Origin of the sequence: Roseicyclus sp., assembly GCF_965662675.1 — a bacterium.
In the GTDB taxonomy this organism is placed as follows: domain Bacteria; phylum Pseudomonadota; class Alphaproteobacteria; order Rhodobacterales; family Rhodobacteraceae; genus Roseicyclus.
Window position 1 is genome coordinate 1 of sequence record NZ_CBFIIK010000061.1, and the last position, 15174, is coordinate 15174.

The window sequence follows — 15174 nt, forward strand, 5'->3', positions numbered from 1 at the left end:
CAATTCCAGATCGCAGGTCTGGCGCGCGGTCAGATCCCAAGACGGCAGGTCGCCCGCCTCGCGCTTGAGCTTTTGTGCGCTGTCGGGAGAGACATAGAGTTCCTGGATCGGAGAGAGATGGGTCTGCATAAGTTGGGTCCTGGACTTGAGTGGGAAAAGGCCGCTCCCCGTGCCGGTCAGTTCGGCATGGAGGGCGTCATACTCGGCAAGTTTTCTTGACAAAAAGCTGTCGGTCAGGCGGGCCTTTTCGGCCGCGCCTTGCGGGGTCAACGCATAGGCCATGCGCTGGCGTCGGTCGGTGCTGTCGCGGGTGGTTATGCGCACAAGCCCGCTATCGGTCACCGCATGCAGCACGCCATTGAGCCGCCCAAGGCTGATGCCCAAAGCCTGTGCCGTCGCGCGCTGCGACATCTCGGGCGCTGCGTCGAGCTGGCGCAAAATCCGAAAAAGCAGGTCTTCTTCGGGCAGGTTCGGGGTCTCGGGCATGGGTGAGCCTAGTTTGTTCAAAAGTGAACGTATCACTCGAAAGTTGTAATTTCAAGATCTATGTTCACCGATGAACAAATAATGCGGCCAAAGGAAAGCCCGCCACAATGGCTGTGGCGGGCTTTCCTACAAAGGTCAAAAAATAGGAACTGGCGTTCAGCTTGCCGCGTGTTCGGCCAACCATTTTTCCGCATCGAGCGCCGCCATGCAGCCCATCCCGGCGCTGGTCACGGCCTGACGATAGACATGATCGGTCAAATCACCCGCCGCGAAGACACCGGGGATCGATGTATGAGTCGTGCCCGGTTCTACCTTCACATAGCCGCCATTGTGCAGTTCGAGCTGGTCCTTGACCAATTCGGTCGCGGGCGCATGGCCGATGGCCACGAAAAACCCCTTGCATGGGATGTCCGTGATCTCGCCGGTCTCGACATGCTTGGCGCGCACGCCTTCGACACCACGGGGGTTATCGCCGCCCACGACCGCGTCGATCTCGTGATTCCACAAAACTGCGACCTTGGGGTTTTTGAACAAGCGCTCTTGCATGATCTTTTCGGCGCGCAAGCTGTCGCGGCGGTGGATCAGCGTGACCTTTGAGGCGAAATTGGTCAAAAAAAGCGCCTCTTCTACTGCTGTATTGCCGCCGCCGACGACCACGATCTCTTGCCCGCGATAGAAAAACCCGTCGCAAGTGGCGCAGGCCGACACGCCGAAACCCTTGAAATGCTCTTCGGAGGGAAGCCCCAGCCATTTCGCTTGCGCACCCGTGGCAAGAATCACGGCATCGGCCGTGTATCGCGTGCCGCTGTCGCCCTCGGCCTGAAAGGGGCGGGTCGACAGATCAAGCGACTGGATATGATCCGAAATGATCTCGCAGCCCATCTCCTTGGCATGCGCCTCCATCCGCACCATCAGGTCGGGGCCCATGACGGATGCGTCGCCCGGCCAGTTCTCGACATCGGTGGTGATGGTCAGCTGTCCGCCCGGCTGGATGCCTTGCACAAGGATCGGTTCCAGCATCGCGCGGCTGGCATAGACCCCGGCGGTATATCCGGCCGGGCCCGATCCGATGATCAACAGGCGGGTGTGGCGGGCGGTTTGGCTCATGGGCTGTGCTCCTTGCATCCTGCGCCGGCCGCTTTGGTCGCGCCAGCTTGGCCTTTGGCATATAATTCGGACAGGTCTCGGGCGAAAGCCCTGCGGCACGGGGTTGCACGCGCGGTCGGAATGATACATTTATTGCGCAAGTGTGAAATAAAATTGCGCGGAATTTTGTGTCGCGGTTCGAATCGTAATCCGCGCTTGGGGAAATGCAGCAGATGCCACAGACAAAGCTCGATCCGATCGATCGCAAGATCTTGTCGGAATTGCAGGATGACGGGCGCATGACCAATGTCGAACTTGCCAAGCGCGTCGGCATCTCGGCGCCGCCGTGCCTTCGCCGGGTACGCACCTTGGAAGAGGCCGGGTATATCCGCGGCTACCACGCCGATGTGGACCCAAGGCTTTTGGGGTTCGAGGTGCAGGTCTTCGCCATGGTAGGTCTGCATAGCCAGGCCGAGGCCGATCTCGTCGCCTTCGAAGAACGCTGCCGCGATTGGCAGCTTGTGCGCGAGTGCCACATGCTCAATGGAGAGATCGATTTCATTCTGAAATGCGTGGCCCCCGACCTGTCGACCTTTCAGCGGTTCTTGACGGGCGAGTTGACCGCAGCACCCAATGTCGCAAGCGTGCGCACCTCGCTTGTGATCCGCGGGTCCAAGGATACGCCCGGCGTGCCCTTTGATGTGGTCGAAGAGCGTGTTGCGCAAAACAGCTAAGCGCGGCGGGTTTCACGGCACAAAAAAGGGCGGCCATTCTGGCCGCCCTTTTTGCAAGCAAGCGCATCGGTTGCGCTGACGCGGTCCGCCTTATCCGGCGGCCTTCAGCAAGGCCGGCTTTGCCGACCGCCGCTTGGCGCGCTTTGCGCGGGCCCAGGGCATTTCGATTTGTTCTTTCTTGGCTTCGACCAGAACCGTTTTCATCCAACGACGCGTTTTCATCTGCCTTGTCCTTTGTGCCTGTATGTATCGGGTGCCCGTTTCCGGGCTTGAAACAGAATGTGCACATTCTTTCCGGCAGACTTACGGCAAACATCTCAACGCGGGGTAAATGTACGCGGCCATTTTGTGGCACCCCAGCAAGCAAGAACGCCTATATTTTCTTGTCGTTTGCCGGTCGGTGCATGTGGCCAGGCCGTAGATCAGGGCAAAGTTGGGGCGGTAGCCGTCCAGAAGGTGCCCGATTTTCCCGACTATGGCGACAATTCGGGCGACACCGCCCGATTTCGCACCTTTCAGAGACGAATCACCGAGATCAGCCGCCCGTAATCGGCCTCGCCGCGATGGGTCGCGCGGCGGTAGGAATAAAACCGCGCCTCCTCGCTATAGGTGCAATGGCGTGTCCACTCCGCCGAACCGACCCCTGCGCTGCGCAACCGCATCAACCCGTAGCCCGGCAGATCGAACAAGTAGCGCCCGTTTTCGCCGTTGATGAAGAAGCGCGCGCTATCGGGGTCTTCATGCAAGAAGCGTTCGAGAAACTCTTGCCCAACCTCATAGGCGCGTTGGCTGATCGTGGGGCCGATCACTGCATGGATATCGGCCAATTGCGCGCCAGCGGCCAGCATCTGGGCGATCGTGGCCTCCAGCACCCCGTCGAGCGCGCCACGCCATCCGGCATGAGCGGCCCCGATAACCCCCGCTTTGCGGTCGGCAAACAGCACGGGCTGGCAATCGGCGGTCAAGATCGCAAGGGCGAGGCCGGGTGTATTGGTCACGATTGCATCGGCGCGCGGCCGGTCCAGGGGGCGATCATGCAAGGTGACGGCCGTGGCGGAATGGACCTGATGCACGGTGATCAGCCGTTCGGGTGACACACCCATCGCATCGGCCACGCGGTCGCGGTTCATCACCACGATCTCGGCCTGGTCGGATGAGCCGCCGCCGCAATTCAACCCCTCGAATATCCCTGAAGACGCACCGCCGCGCCGCCCGAAAAAGCCATGTGCCACGCCGTCAAGCAGCGGTGAGGTGACGATGTCGAGGGTCAGTGTCACGGTCATGGCGGGCCGGGATCAAGGGCAGGGGGCAGCGGGCTACCCTCAGGTGTCAGGGCAAGCACTTTGAAAAGGTGGCCCATCTCATCGGGGTGCGTCAACCGCTTGTGCGCGGCGATATGCGATTGCAGGGCCGCACCGCCCAGAGATCGGGCAAGTTTCTCGGCGCGCGGCGTCATGCCGATGCGTTCGAGAAACACCCCCTGCGGGCAGATCGCGCTTGCGCGTGCGGGCAGGGCGGCCTGTGCGATCGGGCCAAAGGCGACATGGGCGGTCAGATCGGCTTGGCCGGGTGCGGCCAGCGGGTCGACATGGGCATGGGCGGCAAGCGCTTGGAAGGTGTCGCCACGGCTGTCGCGCGCGCCGTAATCGATGATCAGTGCGCCACCGCCTTGGGTGGCGATACGGCGACCGATCTCGCCTGCCAGCGCTTCGGCGGGGGCGCAGGTCTCGACGATCTGGCCCGCTGCGATATCGCCGAGCGTCGCAAGGGCCGCAATCGGCGCAGGCGGGCTGAGCCCCCAGATCAAGCTTTCGCCATCGGTGCCGATCATGCGTTCGGACCAATCACCGCCCGCCTGTCTCTGGAACTGCCGGATCGGCAGCGCATCGAAGAACTCGTTGGCGATCAGGAAAAGCGGCCCTGCGGGCAGATCGGCAAGGCCATCGGCAAAGACCGGAGCATAGGCCGCCAGCCTGTCACCTTGCACCGCGCGCAGCTTAGGCGAGGCTTCGACCAAGTGTAGCCGCATGGCGGCGTGAAATCCGGGCACGACGCGGGTTGCGCGCAGCGCATCGGTCATCAACGTCCCGCGCCCCGGCCCCAATTCGGCCAAGACAAAGGGGCTGGGCGCGCCTTGATCCATCCAGACCTGCGCCAGCCACAGGCCCAACAGCTCGCCGAACATCTGGCTGATCTCGGGCGCGGTGATGAAATCGCCCGCGCGCCCCAAGGGATCGCGGGTGGTGTAATAGCCATCGGTCGGATGGAGAAGGCATTCGGTCATGTAGTCGGCCACGCTCAGCGGCCCGAGCCGCGCGATGCGCGCGATCAAGCGGTCTTTCAGCGCGTTCATGCCGGCCTTGTCCGACCCGCCGCGATGATCAACACCAACCCCAAGGCCATCATCGGCAGCGATAGGATTTGGCCCATGGTCAGACCCAACTCGGGCGAGATGGCATAGGCAAATCCGATCGGATTATCCGCTGTCACGAATTGTGCATCGGGTTGGCGGAAGAATTCCACCACGAAGCGCGCCAGGCCATAGAGGCCAAAAAACATGCCGGTCAGCGCGCCGGGGCGTTTGAGCCAACCTCGCCCCCATGCCAGCCACAACAAGATCGCGCCCATCACCAACCCTTCCAGCCCCGCTTGATAAAGCTGCGAGGGGTGGCGCGCGCACATCGCGCCCAGATCGGTCATCACGATGCCGACAGGGCCCGCGCAGGCCTGTGCCGCCTCGCCGGGAAAGATCACCGCCCATGGTGCGTCGCTTGGCCTGCCCCATAGCTCGGCATTGATGAAATTGGCGACACGCCCAAGCCCAAGACCGATGGCCACGACCATCGACATGGCATCGGCCACCGACAGGGGCGAGACCTTGTTGATCTTGCAAAACAGCCAACCCGCCACCGCGACCCCGATCAACCCGCCGTGAAATGACATTCCGCCTTGCCAGACGGCCAAGATCTCGCCGGGATGCTGCAGGTAATAGGCTGGCTGGTAGAACGCCACATAGCCCAGCCTTCCGCCGAGAATCACGCCAAGGATAACCGCGGTCAAAAGCCCCTCGGCCTTTTCCGGCAGCATCGGCGCGACATTGCCCGCCCAAAGCGCCGGCCGTGCCAGCGCGCGCGCAATGAGCCACCAGCCTGCGATCAACCCCACGATATAGGCCAGCGCATACCAGCGCAGCGCCAGCTCGAAACTGCCGATCGTGACCGAGAACAAGTCAGGCGACAGATCGGGAAAGGGAATGGCGAAGAGCATGGGATCTGGTCCGTCATTGGTGCGTCTGGCCTCATGGGTGGTCGCGCCCTGCGGCGAAGTCAACCTTGATCCGGCGCCCGCGCGGGGCCATATCCAATGCAACAAGACAGGAGCGCGCGATGCAGACCCGCAACAAGATCATGGAAGACATCAGCCAGTTGATGACCAACGCGATGGGCGTCGCCCAAGGCGCGAAGGAAGAGGCCGAGACGGCGATGAAATCCCTGCTCGACCGCTGGCTGGCCGACCGTGATTTCGTCACCCGCGAAGAATTCGACGCCGTGCGCGCGATGGCGCAAAAGGCGCGTGAGGAGAATGAAGCGCTGAAAGCCCGCATCGCGGCGCTTGAGGGCAAGGGCTGAGCGCTTTTCTCCGCTGCGGTGTGCCGCCCGGCGCACCGCCACGGCCATGCGCAGTGTCTTTGACACCGCGCCCCACACAATGCCGTGACGATCTACCCACATCCCCCAATATCTTGTGGATACCCCTGCGCCTTGTGGTGCGCACTCTTTCCGTCACAAAAATACTGCTTTACAGAACGCCTCAAGAACCGCACCATATCTGGTAGGCGGGGGTGCTTCGCCCCCACCTGATTGTAAAGACACCCAGCCATTAGCGGGCGTCTTGGTCCCGAGGCCCAAGGCCCGCACGGCTGCCATAACAAGAGGCCTGGGCAATGTCGCATTCCGAGCAGTATCTCGACATCGATGACCTGCATCCCATCGACATCGTGGAGACATTGGCATCCCATCATGAATGGGATTTCGATCGTGTCACCGATGACCAGATCGCCATGGCGATCGAGGGGCAGTGGCGCACCTATTCCGTGACGCTGGCGTGGTCGTCATATGACGAAACGCTGCGCATGATCTGCACCTTCGAGATGGAGCCGCCCGCCGAAACCCTGCCGACGCTTTACGAGACACTCAACCTTGCCAATGATCGTTGCTGGGCGGGTGCCTTTACTTATTGGCCGGGCCAAAAGCTGATGGTCTATCGCTATGGTCTGGTTCTGGCGGGTGAGCAATTGGCCAGCCCGGATCAGATCGCTTGCATGGTCGAGACCGCCGTTCTGGCGGCCGAGCGCTACTATCCGGCCTTCCAGCTTGCGTGTTGGGGTAACCGCAGCCCCGAAGACGCGTTGCAGGTCGCCATTGCAGAGAGCTACGGCCGCGCCTAACCTCTGCCCCCGGAACCTTGGGGGTGGGAATGGATTTCAACGAGATTTCGCGCCGCGGGCTGGTGATGCTGGGCTGCGGCAAGATGGGGTCGGCCATGCTTGCGGGCTGGCTTGCGCGCGGGGTTGAACCGGCGGCGGTCCATGTGATCGATCCCCACCCCTCCGATTGGCTGCGCGCCCAAGGGGTGGCGATCAACGCCGCACTACCCGATGACCCCGCTGTGCTGATGATCGCGGTCAAGCCACAGATGATGCAGGCGGCCCTGCCACAAGTGGCGCGCTTCGGTGGCGGCAGCAGCTTGATCTTGTCCGTCGCCGCCGGCACCGCCATCGCCGCTTATGAAGCCGCCTTTGGCGCCGGCACTCGCGTGATCCGCTCCATGCCCAATACGCCCGCCGCGGTCGGCAAGGGGATCACCGCCATCATCGGCAATGCGACCGCAACCCCAGCCGATCTCGATCTGGCCGAGGGCCTCTTGTCGGCCATCGGTCAGGTCGTGCGCCTGAGCGATGAGGATCAGATCGATGCGGTGACCGGCCTCTCTGGCTCCGGCCCCGCATATATCTTCTACATGATTGATGCGCTCGCTGCGGCTGGTGTGTCCCAAGGCTTGCCGCCCGAGATGGCGATGCAACTGGCCAAGGCCACCGTCGCGGGCGCCGGTGCCTTGGCCGAAGAGGCTGCCGAGACGCCCGAACAGCTGCGCATCAATGTGACCTCTCCGAACGGCACGACGCAGGCGGGGCTTGCCGTGCTGATGGATGAGGGTAGCGGCCTCATGCCGCTGGTCGCCGCCACGGTCGCCGCCGCCACCCATCGAAGCCGGGAACTCAAGGGATGAACGGCACGATCAGCTTCGACGATTTCGCCCGCGTCGATATCCGCGTCGGCACCGTCACCCATGCCGAACCCTTCCCCGAGGCGCGCAAGCCCGCGATCAAACTGTGGGTCGACTATGGCCCTGAGATCGGCGTCAAAAAAAGCTCGGCCCAGATCACCACCCATTACACCCCCGAGGCGCTGATCGGTCGCCAGGTCTTGGGCGTGGTGAATTTCCCGCCCCGCCAGATCGGCCCCTTCATGTCCGAGGCGCTGGTGCTGGGCTTGCATGACGCGAACGGCAAGGTTGTTCTCATGGCCCCCGATCAGCCTGTCCCGAACGGAGAAAAAATGTGCTGAAACTACTGATTTCCCGCCGCCTGCCCGACAGCGTGATGGAGGCGGCCACGGCCTGCTTCGATGTCACCTGCCGCAAGGTGACGACACCGATGGATCACGCCGAATGCGTGGCCGCCCTGCGCGATTTCGACATCATCTTGCCGACCTTGGGCGATGCCTTTCGCGCGCCTGCCTTTGCCGAAGCGTCGCAGCCGCGCGCGAAACTGCTCGCCAATTTCGGGGTGGGCTACAATCATATCGATGTCGCAGCTGCGCGGGCGGCGGGCCTCGCCGTCACCAACACGCCGGGTGCGGTGACGGATGCCACCGCCGATATCGCCATGACGCTGATCTTGATGACTGCACGCCGCGCCGGCGAGGGGGAACGGATGGTCCGCGCAGGCCAATGGGAGGGCTGGCACCCGACCCAGATGCTGGGCATGCATGTCTCGGGGCGCACGGTCTGCATCATCGGCATGGGCCGCATTGGTCAGGCTATCGCAAGGCGATGCCATTTCGGTTTCGGCTGCAAGATCGTCTATGCCAACCGCTCGCCGAAATCGGTCGATTTCCCTGCCACCCAGATGGATTTTCCAGCAGCCCTTGCCGCCGCCGATATCGTCGTTCTGGCCACGCCCGGCGGGGCCGATACCCGCCATTTGATGGGAGCGGCCCAATTCGCCGCGATGCAGCCGCATGCGATCCTCGTCAACATCTCGCGCGGCGATGTGGTGAATGAAACGGCCCTCATCGCCGCGCTTCAGGCCGGGCATATCGGAGGCGCAGGCCTTGATGTCTATGAATTCGAACCCGCCGTGCCGCCGGAACTGACGGCGTTGGAAAACGTCACCCTCCTGCCGCATCTGGGCACCGCGGCGCTCGATGTGCGCGAGGATATGGGGCGCATGGCGCTGGAAAATTGCATCGCCTTCGCCGAGGGCCGCGCGCTGCCGAACCCGGTCTAGGCCAGCCGTTATCCAAAGGCGCGCGTGCCGCGCAGGCTCCTTGTTTTGGGGGGCTCTGCCCCCGTCGGCTTATGCCGACGCCCCCGGGATACTTGTGAAACAGAGAAGATACTTACGCGATTGGGGTCTTCTTCGTTTCGGAAATATCCCGGGGGTGAGGTCGCAGACCGAGGGGGCAGAGCCCCCTTTCCATTCGGGCTCAGCCGCGCGCTTTCACGTCGCCCGTCGCTTCTCTGAAATGCCGCCGGCACAAGCTGATATAGCGGTCATTGCCGCCCACTTCGATCTGTGCGCCTTCGGTCAGTGCGCGGCCCGTCGCATCGACCCGGATCACCATGCTCGCCTTACGCCCGCAGTGGCAGATCGTGCGCACCTCGCGCATTTCATCAGCCAAAGCCAAAAGCGCCGCCGAACCCGGAAACAATTCGCCCCGGAAATCGACGCGCAGCCCGTAGCACATGACAGGAACGCCGAGATCATCGACTGCACGCGCCAATTGCCAGACCTGATCGCGGGTCAGCCATTGCGCCTCGTCGATCAAGACGCATGCACAAGGCCCCGCCGCAAGTCGGGCCGCGATCTTGTCGAAAAGATCGCAATTCTGGCTGTAGGTGTCGGCCTCGGCCTCGATGCCGAGGCGGCTGCCGATGCGGCCCTTGCCCGCCCGGTCATCGAAATTCGCGGTCATGAGATAGGTCTGCATGCCGCGTTCAATATAGTTATAGGACGCCTGTAAAAGCAGCGTGGATTTGCCCGCATTCATCGTCGAGTAGTGGAAATAGAGCTTTGCCATACCACGCTTTTGCCTCAGTGGCCGGGTCCGGGCAAGGTGGCTTCGCGGGGTCGGGCGGGTGTGCGCCGCTCAGCCGCGCCGCTCCACGATCACCGATCCCACCGAATAGCCCGCGCCGAACGAACAGATCAGGCCAAGCGCGCCCGGGGCCAGATCGGCGGAATGCTTGGCGAAGGCGATGATCGATCCGGCCGAAGAGGTGTTGGCGTAATCTTGAAGAATATTGGGCTGCTCGCCCGGTTCGGGGTCACGGCCCAAAACCTTGCGCCCGATATAGTCGTTCATCGTCTTGTTGGCTTGATGCAGCCAAAGCCGTGCCAAATCGGCGGCCTTGACCCCCGTGGTCTCCATGTGATCGGCGATATGGGCCGAGACCATGGGCAGCACTTCCTTGAAGACCTTGCGCCCGTTTTGCATGAACTGCATGTCGCGCCGGTCGTCCATCTGGCCCGCCCGCGTGCGGCGCAGAAAGCCGTTATTGTTGCGGATATTGTTGGAAAACGCGGTCGCGCAGCGGGTCGAGCGTATGGCGAAATGCGCCCCCTTTGCCAGATCGGCGCGCTCGATCACCAGCGCGGTCGCCACATCGCCGAAGATGAAATGGCAATCGCGGTCGCGCCATTCCAGATGCGCAGAACAGATCTCGGGGTTGACCACCAGCGCGCGGCGGATCGAGCCCGCGCGGATCATGTCGGCGGCTGTCTGGATGCCGAAGGTGGCCGACGAACAGGCGACATTCATGTCGAAGGCGAAACCGCCCGCGCCAAGCAATTGCTGGATCTCGATGGCGATGGCGGGATAGGCGCGTTCATGGTTCGAGGCCGCACAGATCACCAGATCTATCTCGCCCGCCTCCACCCCGGCCATCGCCAGTGCCGCTTGAGCAGCTGTCACGCCCATCTCGGCCATCACCCCTGGTTCGTCATCGCTACGCGCGGGCAGCCATGGATGCATCACCTCCGGGTCGAGTATGCCGGTCTTGTCCATCACATGACGCTGCGCGATGCCCGAGGCGGCAAGGATGAAATCGGCGGAGGAATGGGCCATCGCCTCGAGCCTGCCCGAAGCGATCGCTTCGATATTTGCAGCGTTCCATTGGTCTGCATAGGCGTTGAAGGCTTTGACCAAATCGTCGTTGGTGATGATATGTTCGGGCGTGAAAACCCCCGATCCGGTAATGGCGGCTTGGTGCATGTCGATCCTCCGTTCCCGTCCCGAAATGGGCGTGGAATTGCCCTTGGGTCAAGACAGGTCGCAGCGTCACCTGCCCCGGCTTGCTTGACAGCGCCGTGAAACTGGCCACCTTGCGCCCCAAGTAAAGGAGATCCGTTTGTCCCGTATCCCCCCGCCATTCTCCCGGTTCGAGGTGCTGATCGCCTGGCGCTACTTGCGCGCGCGCCGGGCCGAGGGCGGCGTCAGCACGATGACCGTGATCAGTTTTCTGGGCATCATGCTGGCGGTGGCCGCGCTGATCGCCACGCTGGCCGTGCGCTCGGGCTTTCGGCATGAATTCGTTGGCACCATCCTGGGTGCCAATGCCCATATCAGCGTTTATGATCGCACCGAGTTCGACGCCGCAGGGCGGGCGGAGCGGCGCTTTGAAGAGTATGAAGCGGCAGCCGCCGCCATCGCGGCGCTGGCCGGTGTCGATCACGCCGCCGCTATCATCCGCGGGCAGGTGATGGCCAGCAATGAGGGGCGCAATGCGGGTGTCGAGGTCATCGGCATCACCGCAGCCGATCTGGCCCAAGTGCCGCTTGTGGCAGCACCCGAGCGTGCGATGGGCGATCTGGCGGCGTTCGGCGCGGGCGAGGGGGTCGCCATCGGCATGGGGGTGGCGCGCGAGCTGGGGCTGCAAGTCGGCGACCGCTTGCGCCTGATATCCCCCGATGGCGCGCGCACGCCCTTTGGCACCTCTCCCCGCGTGGCCGCCTATGAGATCGTCTACATCTTCCAAGTCGGGCGCTGGGATATCGATCGGGTGCGCGTCTACATGCCCTTCGAGCTGGCGCAGGGCTATTTCAACCGCGACGGCGTGGCCGATGAGATCGAGGTGTTTCTCGATGATCCCGAGGCGGTCGATCGGATGGTTCTGCCGGTCATGATCGCGGCCGGCGATGTGTCGGTCTGGACATGGCGCGACAGTTCTGGGGCCTTCTTGCAAGCGCTGCAGATGGAGGACAACATCATGTTCATCATCCTGTCGATCCTTGTCTTGATCGCCACGCTCAATATCGTGTCGGGGCTGATCATGCTGGTGAAGAACAAATCCCGCGATATCGGCATCTTGCGCACCATGGGCCTGTCCGAGGGGTCGATCTTGCGGGTGTTTTTCCTGTGTGGTTCCTCCATCGGGGTGGCAGGCACCATCGCAGGCGTCGCCTTGGGCTGTGCATTCGCGATCTGGATCGATCCGATTTTCAACGCGGTCAACTGGATCGCGGGCGGCGGGGTGTGGGATCCGTCGGTGCGGCTGATCTCGTCGCTTCCGGCGCGGCTGGAATGGGGTGATGTGGGCGCGGCGGTGGCGCTGGCGCTGGGGCTTTCCTTTGTCGTCACCATTTTTCCCGCGCGCCGTGCCGCACGGATGAACCCGGTCGAGGCGCTGCGCTATGAATGAGGCGGTGCTGCGGCTGGAGGATATCGAGAAGGGCTACAAACTCGGCCGCCCCGGCGAGGTGATGGTGCTGCGCGGTGCCTCGCTCAGCATCGCGGCGGGCGAGGTGGTGGCGCTGGTCGCGCCATCGGGGGCGGGGAAATCGACGCTTTTGCATATCGCCGGGCTGCTCGATACGCCCGATGCGGGCCGGGTCGAGATCTGCGGTCAGGATTTGACGCGTGCGGGCGACAGCGCACGCACCGCGGCGCGGCGCGGGCTGGTGGGGTTTGTCTACCAGTTCCATCACCTGTTGCCCGAATTCAGCGCGGCAGAGAACATCGTGCTGCCGCAGCTCGCCGACGGGGTGGCCGCCGGACAGGCCAAAGCGAGGGCGCATGAGCTATTGGCGGCGGTGGGGCTTTCGGGGCGCGTGGATCACCGCCCGGCGGAGATGTCTGGCGGCGAGCAGCAGCGGGTGGCCTTTTGCCGTGCGCTGGCCAATCAGCCTCGGCTCTTGCTGGCCGATGAGCCGACGGGCAACCTTGACCCCGTAACATCTGACACGGTGTTTGACGCGCTGATGGGGCTGGTGCGCAATACCGGCATGGCGGCGCTGATCGCGACCCATAACCCTGCCTTGGCCGCGCGGATGGATCGGCGCGTCAAGCTTGAGAACGGGGTATTGGTGGCGCTGTAAGATGGGCGTCGAAATGCGCCAAGATCGCGTCAAGGGCCTGTTGGCGGCGGGCGGGTGCCTCGAACAGCAATTCATGCTCGGCACCGTCGATGGTCATCAACCGCCCCATCGGCCAATCGGCCATCCGCTTTTCGATCACATGATTGACCACGATCTTTTCGCGCCCTGCAATCATCGTCAGCGTCGGAATGGCCGGGGCCGCGCGCGTCATGAGCGCGGCGGTTTCCGTCACGGCGGCGCGCACCCACATGTTCGAGGGGCCACCTAGCCGCAGATCGGGATAGCTGGCCAGTTGGCGGGCCATATAGTCGAATTGCGCCCGGTCCGTGGTCAGCGGATTGTCGTCGAATGCCATCGTCTTGTAGGGGCCGGTTGTCGCCGCAAAGGACAGGCCCAGCCCCAAAACCCCCGTCAGCGGTAATAGCACGCCGCGCAATGCCTTGAGCGCGGGACGCATCGCGATGTCCCACATCGGGGCCGAAAACGCCGCCGCGGCAACGGGCAGCCCGTCATGCAACGCACGCAGACCGATTGCGCCGCCCATGGAATGCCCGATCAAGAACCACGGTTTCGGGGCGTCCAGGTCCTGCAGTGAGGCGACGAAGGCCGCTACATCGGTGCGGTAGTCATCGAAACTTTCCACATGGCCCATGTCGCGGCGATGGGCCGGGCGGTCGGCCAAGCCCTGCCCGCGCCAGTCGAACGCCGCCATGCCGTAACCCGCCACATGCATGTCACCGGCAAGCAGGGCGTATTTCTCGCAGTACTCGGTGCGCCCCGGAAAGAGCAGCACCGTTCCCTTGGTGCCGCCCGGCCAATGGGCCATGCGCAACCTTGTGCCATCGGCGGCATGGACCCACTGGCTGATCACGCGATCCGGCCCCGCGGCCACATCATGTAAGAACGGAGCGCTTTGTGGCGACGCCCCGGTCATCAGCCCAGCGCCGAACCCAAGCGCATTGCTGTGCCCATGTCGCCATCGAGCTTGAGCTTGCCCGACATGAAGGCCATCGCCGGGTTCACATCGCCTGACAAAATGCCCTGAAATGTATCCACACTCGCCGTCATCGTGACATCGGCATCATCGCTATCACCGGCGGCGCGCACACCGCCACCATCGACGATGACCGCACCCTCGCCCTCGATCACGAATTTCGCCGAGCCGTCGAAGCCGCCCGCCAGCTTGGCCGACAATGCCGCGACCGCTTCATCAATCATGCTCATTGGAACTTCCTTCGCTACATGTCCAAGATCGCTCGCACGGGTTTGATATGGAATGCCCGGGCGAACATGCTACCTTTGCCAGCATGCGGATGATTTCACGTCTTCACAACATTGCCCTTGCGGCATTTCTTTGCCTCCTGCCGATCTTGGCCGGGGCGCAGGAACAATCGCGCGTCGATGATCTACTCGACCGTTTGGCCGAACCCGATCTGCGCAATTGGCAGGTGGTCGAAGATGAGATCGTCATGCTGTGGGCGCGCTCCGGCTCGGCGAGTGCGGATTACCTGCTTGAACGCGGGCGTGCAGCCTTGGCCGATGGGGATTTGTCGGCGGCCTACAACCATCTGACCGCGCTGACCGATCACGCCCCCGAATTCGCCGAGGGCTGGAATGCGCGGGCGACCTTGTTCTTCGAGATGCAGCATTACGGCCCGTCCATCGCCGATATCGGTCGCGCGCTCGCCTTGGAGCCGCGCCATTTCGGTGCGCTGATGGGCTTGGGGTTCATGCTCGAGGATATGGGCGAGATGGACCATGCGCTGGCCGCATTTCAAGCAGCACAGGCTATACATCCCCATCGCGAAGAAATAAACGAGGCCGTGGCGCGCGTGACCCGTGCGCTGAACGGCGCGGCGCTCTGACGTCACTTGCCGCAGGGTCAGGGACAAAGGCCGCGAACAGATGGACGGCAGCATTCTGGGCAAAAGCCGCATCGCCGCGGTGCTTGGCCCGACCAATACCGGCAAGACCCATTACGCGATCGAGCGGATGCTGGCGCACCGCACGGGCATCATCGGCCTGCCGCTGCGGCTTTTGGCGCGCGAGGTCTATGACAAGATCGTGGCCATGCGCGGTCCTTCGGTCGTGGCGCTGGTCACCGGCGAAGAGCGCATTGTGCCCGAGCGCGCGCAATATTGGGTCTGCACGGTCGAGGCGATGCCGGTGGGTATCGGGGCCGATTTCTTGGCCATCGACGAGATCCAG

At 63.2% G+C, this 15174-nt stretch carries 18 protein-coding genes and 1 pseudogene; 10 read left to right on the forward strand and 9 right to left on the reverse strand.

Going from position 1 to position 15174, the window contains the following annotated elements; all coding sequences use genetic code 11:
- A partial coding sequence (locus ACTG4J_RS10010) for a MarR family EPS-associated transcriptional regulator (protein ID WP_439139169.1) occupies window positions 1–486 on the reverse strand: 486 nt, incomplete at its 3' end.
- 156 nt (window positions 487–642) lie between these two features.
- Window positions 643–1593 carry a thioredoxin-disulfide reductase gene (gene trxB, locus ACTG4J_RS10015; RefSeq protein ID WP_439139170.1) on the reverse strand — a complete coding sequence of 317 codons (951 nt, stop codon included), beginning with the start codon at window positions 1591–1593 and terminating at the stop codon, window positions 643–645.
- 212 nt (window positions 1594–1805) lie between these two features.
- On the opposite strand from trxB, the gene ACTG4J_RS10020 reads away from it, so the two are divergent.
- Window positions 1806–2306 carry an Lrp/AsnC family transcriptional regulator gene (locus ACTG4J_RS10020; RefSeq protein ID WP_439139172.1) on the forward strand — a complete coding sequence of 167 codons (501 nt, stop codon included), beginning with the start codon at window positions 1806–1808 and terminating at the stop codon, window positions 2304–2306.
- Window positions 2307–2821: 515 nt separating this feature from the next.
- Here ACTG4J_RS10020 and pgeF read toward each other — a convergent pair.
- The 3 genes from pgeF to lgt are packed head-to-tail and all read right to left on the reverse strand — an operon-like array spanning window position 2822 to window position 5573.
- On the reverse strand, window positions 2822–3577 hold the full coding sequence (gene pgeF, locus ACTG4J_RS10025; protein WP_439139198.1) for a peptidoglycan editing factor PgeF: 756 nt from the start codon (window positions 3575–3577) through the stop codon (window positions 2822–2824).
- Between the two features lie 8 nt (window positions 3578–3585).
- Window positions 3586–4659, reverse strand: a complete 1074-nt coding sequence (locus ACTG4J_RS10030) for a class I SAM-dependent methyltransferase (RefSeq protein WP_439139174.1) — start codon at window positions 4657–4659, stop codon at window positions 3586–3588.
- Window positions 4656–5573 (reverse strand): prolipoprotein diacylglyceryl transferase, encoded by a 918-nt coding sequence (lgt, locus tag ACTG4J_RS10035; protein WP_439139175.1) that lies wholly within the window; start codon window positions 5571–5573, stop codon window positions 4656–4658. The genes ACTG4J_RS10030 and lgt overlap by 4 nt, the downstream gene beginning before the upstream one ends.
- Window positions 5574–5692: 119 nt before the next feature.
- Here lgt and ACTG4J_RS10040 point away from each other — a divergent pair, with 119 nt between their 5' ends.
- From ACTG4J_RS10040 to ACTG4J_RS10060, 5 genes are all read left to right on the forward strand, one after another.
- Window positions 5693–5935: an accessory factor UbiK family protein gene (locus tag ACTG4J_RS10040; RefSeq protein WP_439139177.1), complete on the forward strand. Its 243-nt coding sequence runs from the start codon at window positions 5693–5695 to the stop codon at window positions 5933–5935.
- A 314-nt stretch (window positions 5936–6249) separates the two neighbouring features.
- On the forward strand, window positions 6250–6753 hold the full coding sequence (locus ACTG4J_RS10045; RefSeq protein ID WP_439139178.1) for a YbjN domain-containing protein: 504 nt from the start codon (window positions 6250–6252) through the stop codon (window positions 6751–6753).
- A 29-nt stretch (window positions 6754–6782) separates the two neighbouring features.
- Window positions 6783–7595 (forward strand): pyrroline-5-carboxylate reductase, encoded by an 813-nt coding sequence (proC, locus tag ACTG4J_RS10050; RefSeq protein WP_439139180.1) that lies wholly within the window; start codon window positions 6783–6785, stop codon window positions 7593–7595.
- A complete protein-coding gene (locus ACTG4J_RS10055) occupies window positions 7592–7933 on the forward strand; it encodes a tRNA-binding protein (RefSeq protein ID WP_439139182.1) in 342 nt (113 codons plus the stop codon). The genes proC and ACTG4J_RS10055 overlap by 4 nt, the downstream gene beginning before the upstream one ends.
- A complete protein-coding gene (locus ACTG4J_RS10060) occupies window positions 7930–8877 on the forward strand; it encodes a 2-hydroxyacid dehydrogenase (protein WP_439139200.1) in 948 nt (315 codons plus the stop codon). Before ACTG4J_RS10055 ends, ACTG4J_RS10060 begins: the two co-directional genes overlap by 4 nt.
- Before the next feature lie 199 nt (window positions 8878–9076).
- Here the strand turns inward: ACTG4J_RS10060 and ACTG4J_RS10065 are convergent, their stop codons facing one another.
- Both ACTG4J_RS10065 and ACTG4J_RS10070 read right to left on the reverse strand, forming a co-directional pair.
- Entirely contained in the window at window positions 9077–9670 is a 594-nt protein-coding gene (locus ACTG4J_RS10065; RefSeq protein WP_439139184.1) for a thymidine kinase, read from the reverse strand.
- Window positions 9671–9739: 69 nt separating this feature from the next.
- Window positions 9740–10864, reverse strand: a complete 1125-nt coding sequence (locus ACTG4J_RS10070) for a beta-ketoacyl-ACP synthase III (RefSeq protein WP_439139186.1) — start codon at window positions 10862–10864, stop codon at window positions 9740–9742.
- 136 nt (window positions 10865–11000) lie between these two features.
- Between ACTG4J_RS10070 and ACTG4J_RS10075 the strand changes: the two genes are divergently transcribed.
- Together ACTG4J_RS10075 and ACTG4J_RS10080 are read left to right on the forward strand one after the other, a co-directional pair.
- On the forward strand, window positions 11001–12290 hold the full coding sequence (locus ACTG4J_RS10075) for a lipoprotein-releasing ABC transporter permease subunit (protein ID WP_439139188.1): 1290 nt from the start codon (window positions 11001–11003) through the stop codon (window positions 12288–12290).
- Window positions 12283–12966 carry an ABC transporter ATP-binding protein gene (locus ACTG4J_RS10080; RefSeq protein ID WP_439139190.1) on the forward strand — a complete coding sequence of 228 codons (684 nt, stop codon included), beginning with the start codon at window positions 12283–12285 and terminating at the stop codon, window positions 12964–12966. The genes ACTG4J_RS10075 and ACTG4J_RS10080 overlap by 8 nt, the downstream gene beginning before the upstream one ends.
- On the opposite strand, the gene ACTG4J_RS10085 is transcribed toward ACTG4J_RS10080, so the two are convergent.
- On the reverse strand, window positions 12932–13837 hold the full coding sequence (locus tag ACTG4J_RS10085; RefSeq protein WP_439139192.1) for an alpha/beta fold hydrolase: 906 nt from the start codon (window positions 13835–13837) through the stop codon (window positions 12932–12934). The two genes, ACTG4J_RS10080 and ACTG4J_RS10085, sit on opposite strands and share 35 nt — an antisense overlap.
- A gap of 62 nt (window positions 13838–13899) precedes the next feature.
- A complete protein-coding gene (locus ACTG4J_RS10090; RefSeq protein ID WP_439139194.1) occupies window positions 13900–14190 on the reverse strand; it encodes an SCP2 sterol-binding domain-containing protein in 291 nt (96 codons plus the stop codon).
- Window positions 14191–14273: 83 nt separating this feature from the next.
- Between ACTG4J_RS10090 and ACTG4J_RS10095 the strand changes: the two genes are divergently transcribed.
- Window positions 14274–14831 carry a tetratricopeptide repeat protein gene (locus ACTG4J_RS10095; RefSeq protein WP_439139196.1) on the forward strand — a complete coding sequence of 186 codons (558 nt, stop codon included), beginning with the start codon at window positions 14274–14276 and terminating at the stop codon, window positions 14829–14831.
- A 40-nt stretch (window positions 14832–14871) separates the two neighbouring features.
- Window positions 14872–15174 (forward strand): annotated as a pseudogene (locus ACTG4J_RS10100) (disulfide oxidoreductase); the annotation flags it as partial.

What these genes read in the sequence shown, in the direction of transcription:
- trxB (WP_439139170.1), bottom strand. Translation starts at nt 1,593, where the DNA reads ATGAGCCAAACCGCCCGCCACACCCGCCTGTTGATCATCGGATCGGGC.
- ACTG4J_RS10020 (WP_439139172.1), top strand. Translation starts at nt 1,806, where the DNA reads ATGCCACAGACAAAGCTCGATCCGATCGATCGCAAGATCTTGTCGGAA.
- ACTG4J_RS10030 (WP_439139174.1), bottom strand. Translation starts at nt 4,659, where the DNA reads ATGAACGCGCTGAAAGACCGCTTGATCGCGCGCATCGCGCGGCTCGGG.
- lgt (WP_439139175.1), bottom strand. Translation starts at nt 5,573, where the DNA reads ATGCTCTTCGCCATTCCCTTTCCCGATCTGTCGCCTGACTTGTTCTCG.
- ACTG4J_RS10040 (WP_439139177.1), top strand. Translation starts at nt 5,693, where the DNA reads ATGCAGACCCGCAACAAGATCATGGAAGACATCAGCCAGTTGATGACC.
- ACTG4J_RS10045 (WP_439139178.1), top strand. Translation starts at nt 6,250, where the DNA reads ATGTCGCATTCCGAGCAGTATCTCGACATCGATGACCTGCATCCCATC.
- proC (WP_439139180.1), top strand. Translation starts at nt 6,783, where the DNA reads ATGGATTTCAACGAGATTTCGCGCCGCGGGCTGGTGATGCTGGGCTGC.
- ACTG4J_RS10055 (WP_439139182.1), top strand. Translation starts at nt 7,592, where the DNA reads ATGAACGGCACGATCAGCTTCGACGATTTCGCCCGCGTCGATATCCGC.
- ACTG4J_RS10065 (WP_439139184.1), bottom strand. Translation starts at nt 9,670, where the DNA reads ATGGCAAAGCTCTATTTCCACTACTCGACGATGAATGCGGGCAAATCC.
- ACTG4J_RS10070 (WP_439139186.1), bottom strand. Translation starts at nt 10,864, where the DNA reads ATGCACCAAGCCGCCATTACCGGATCGGGGGTTTTCACGCCCGAACAT.
- ACTG4J_RS10080 (WP_439139190.1), top strand. Translation starts at nt 12,283, where the DNA reads ATGAATGAGGCGGTGCTGCGGCTGGAGGATATCGAGAAGGGCTACAAA.
- ACTG4J_RS10090 (WP_439139194.1), bottom strand. Translation starts at nt 14,190, where the DNA reads ATGAGCATGATTGATGAAGCGGTCGCGGCATTGTCGGCCAAGCTGGCG.
- ACTG4J_RS10095 (WP_439139196.1), top strand. Translation starts at nt 14,274, where the DNA reads ATGCGGATGATTTCACGTCTTCACAACATTGCCCTTGCGGCATTTCTT.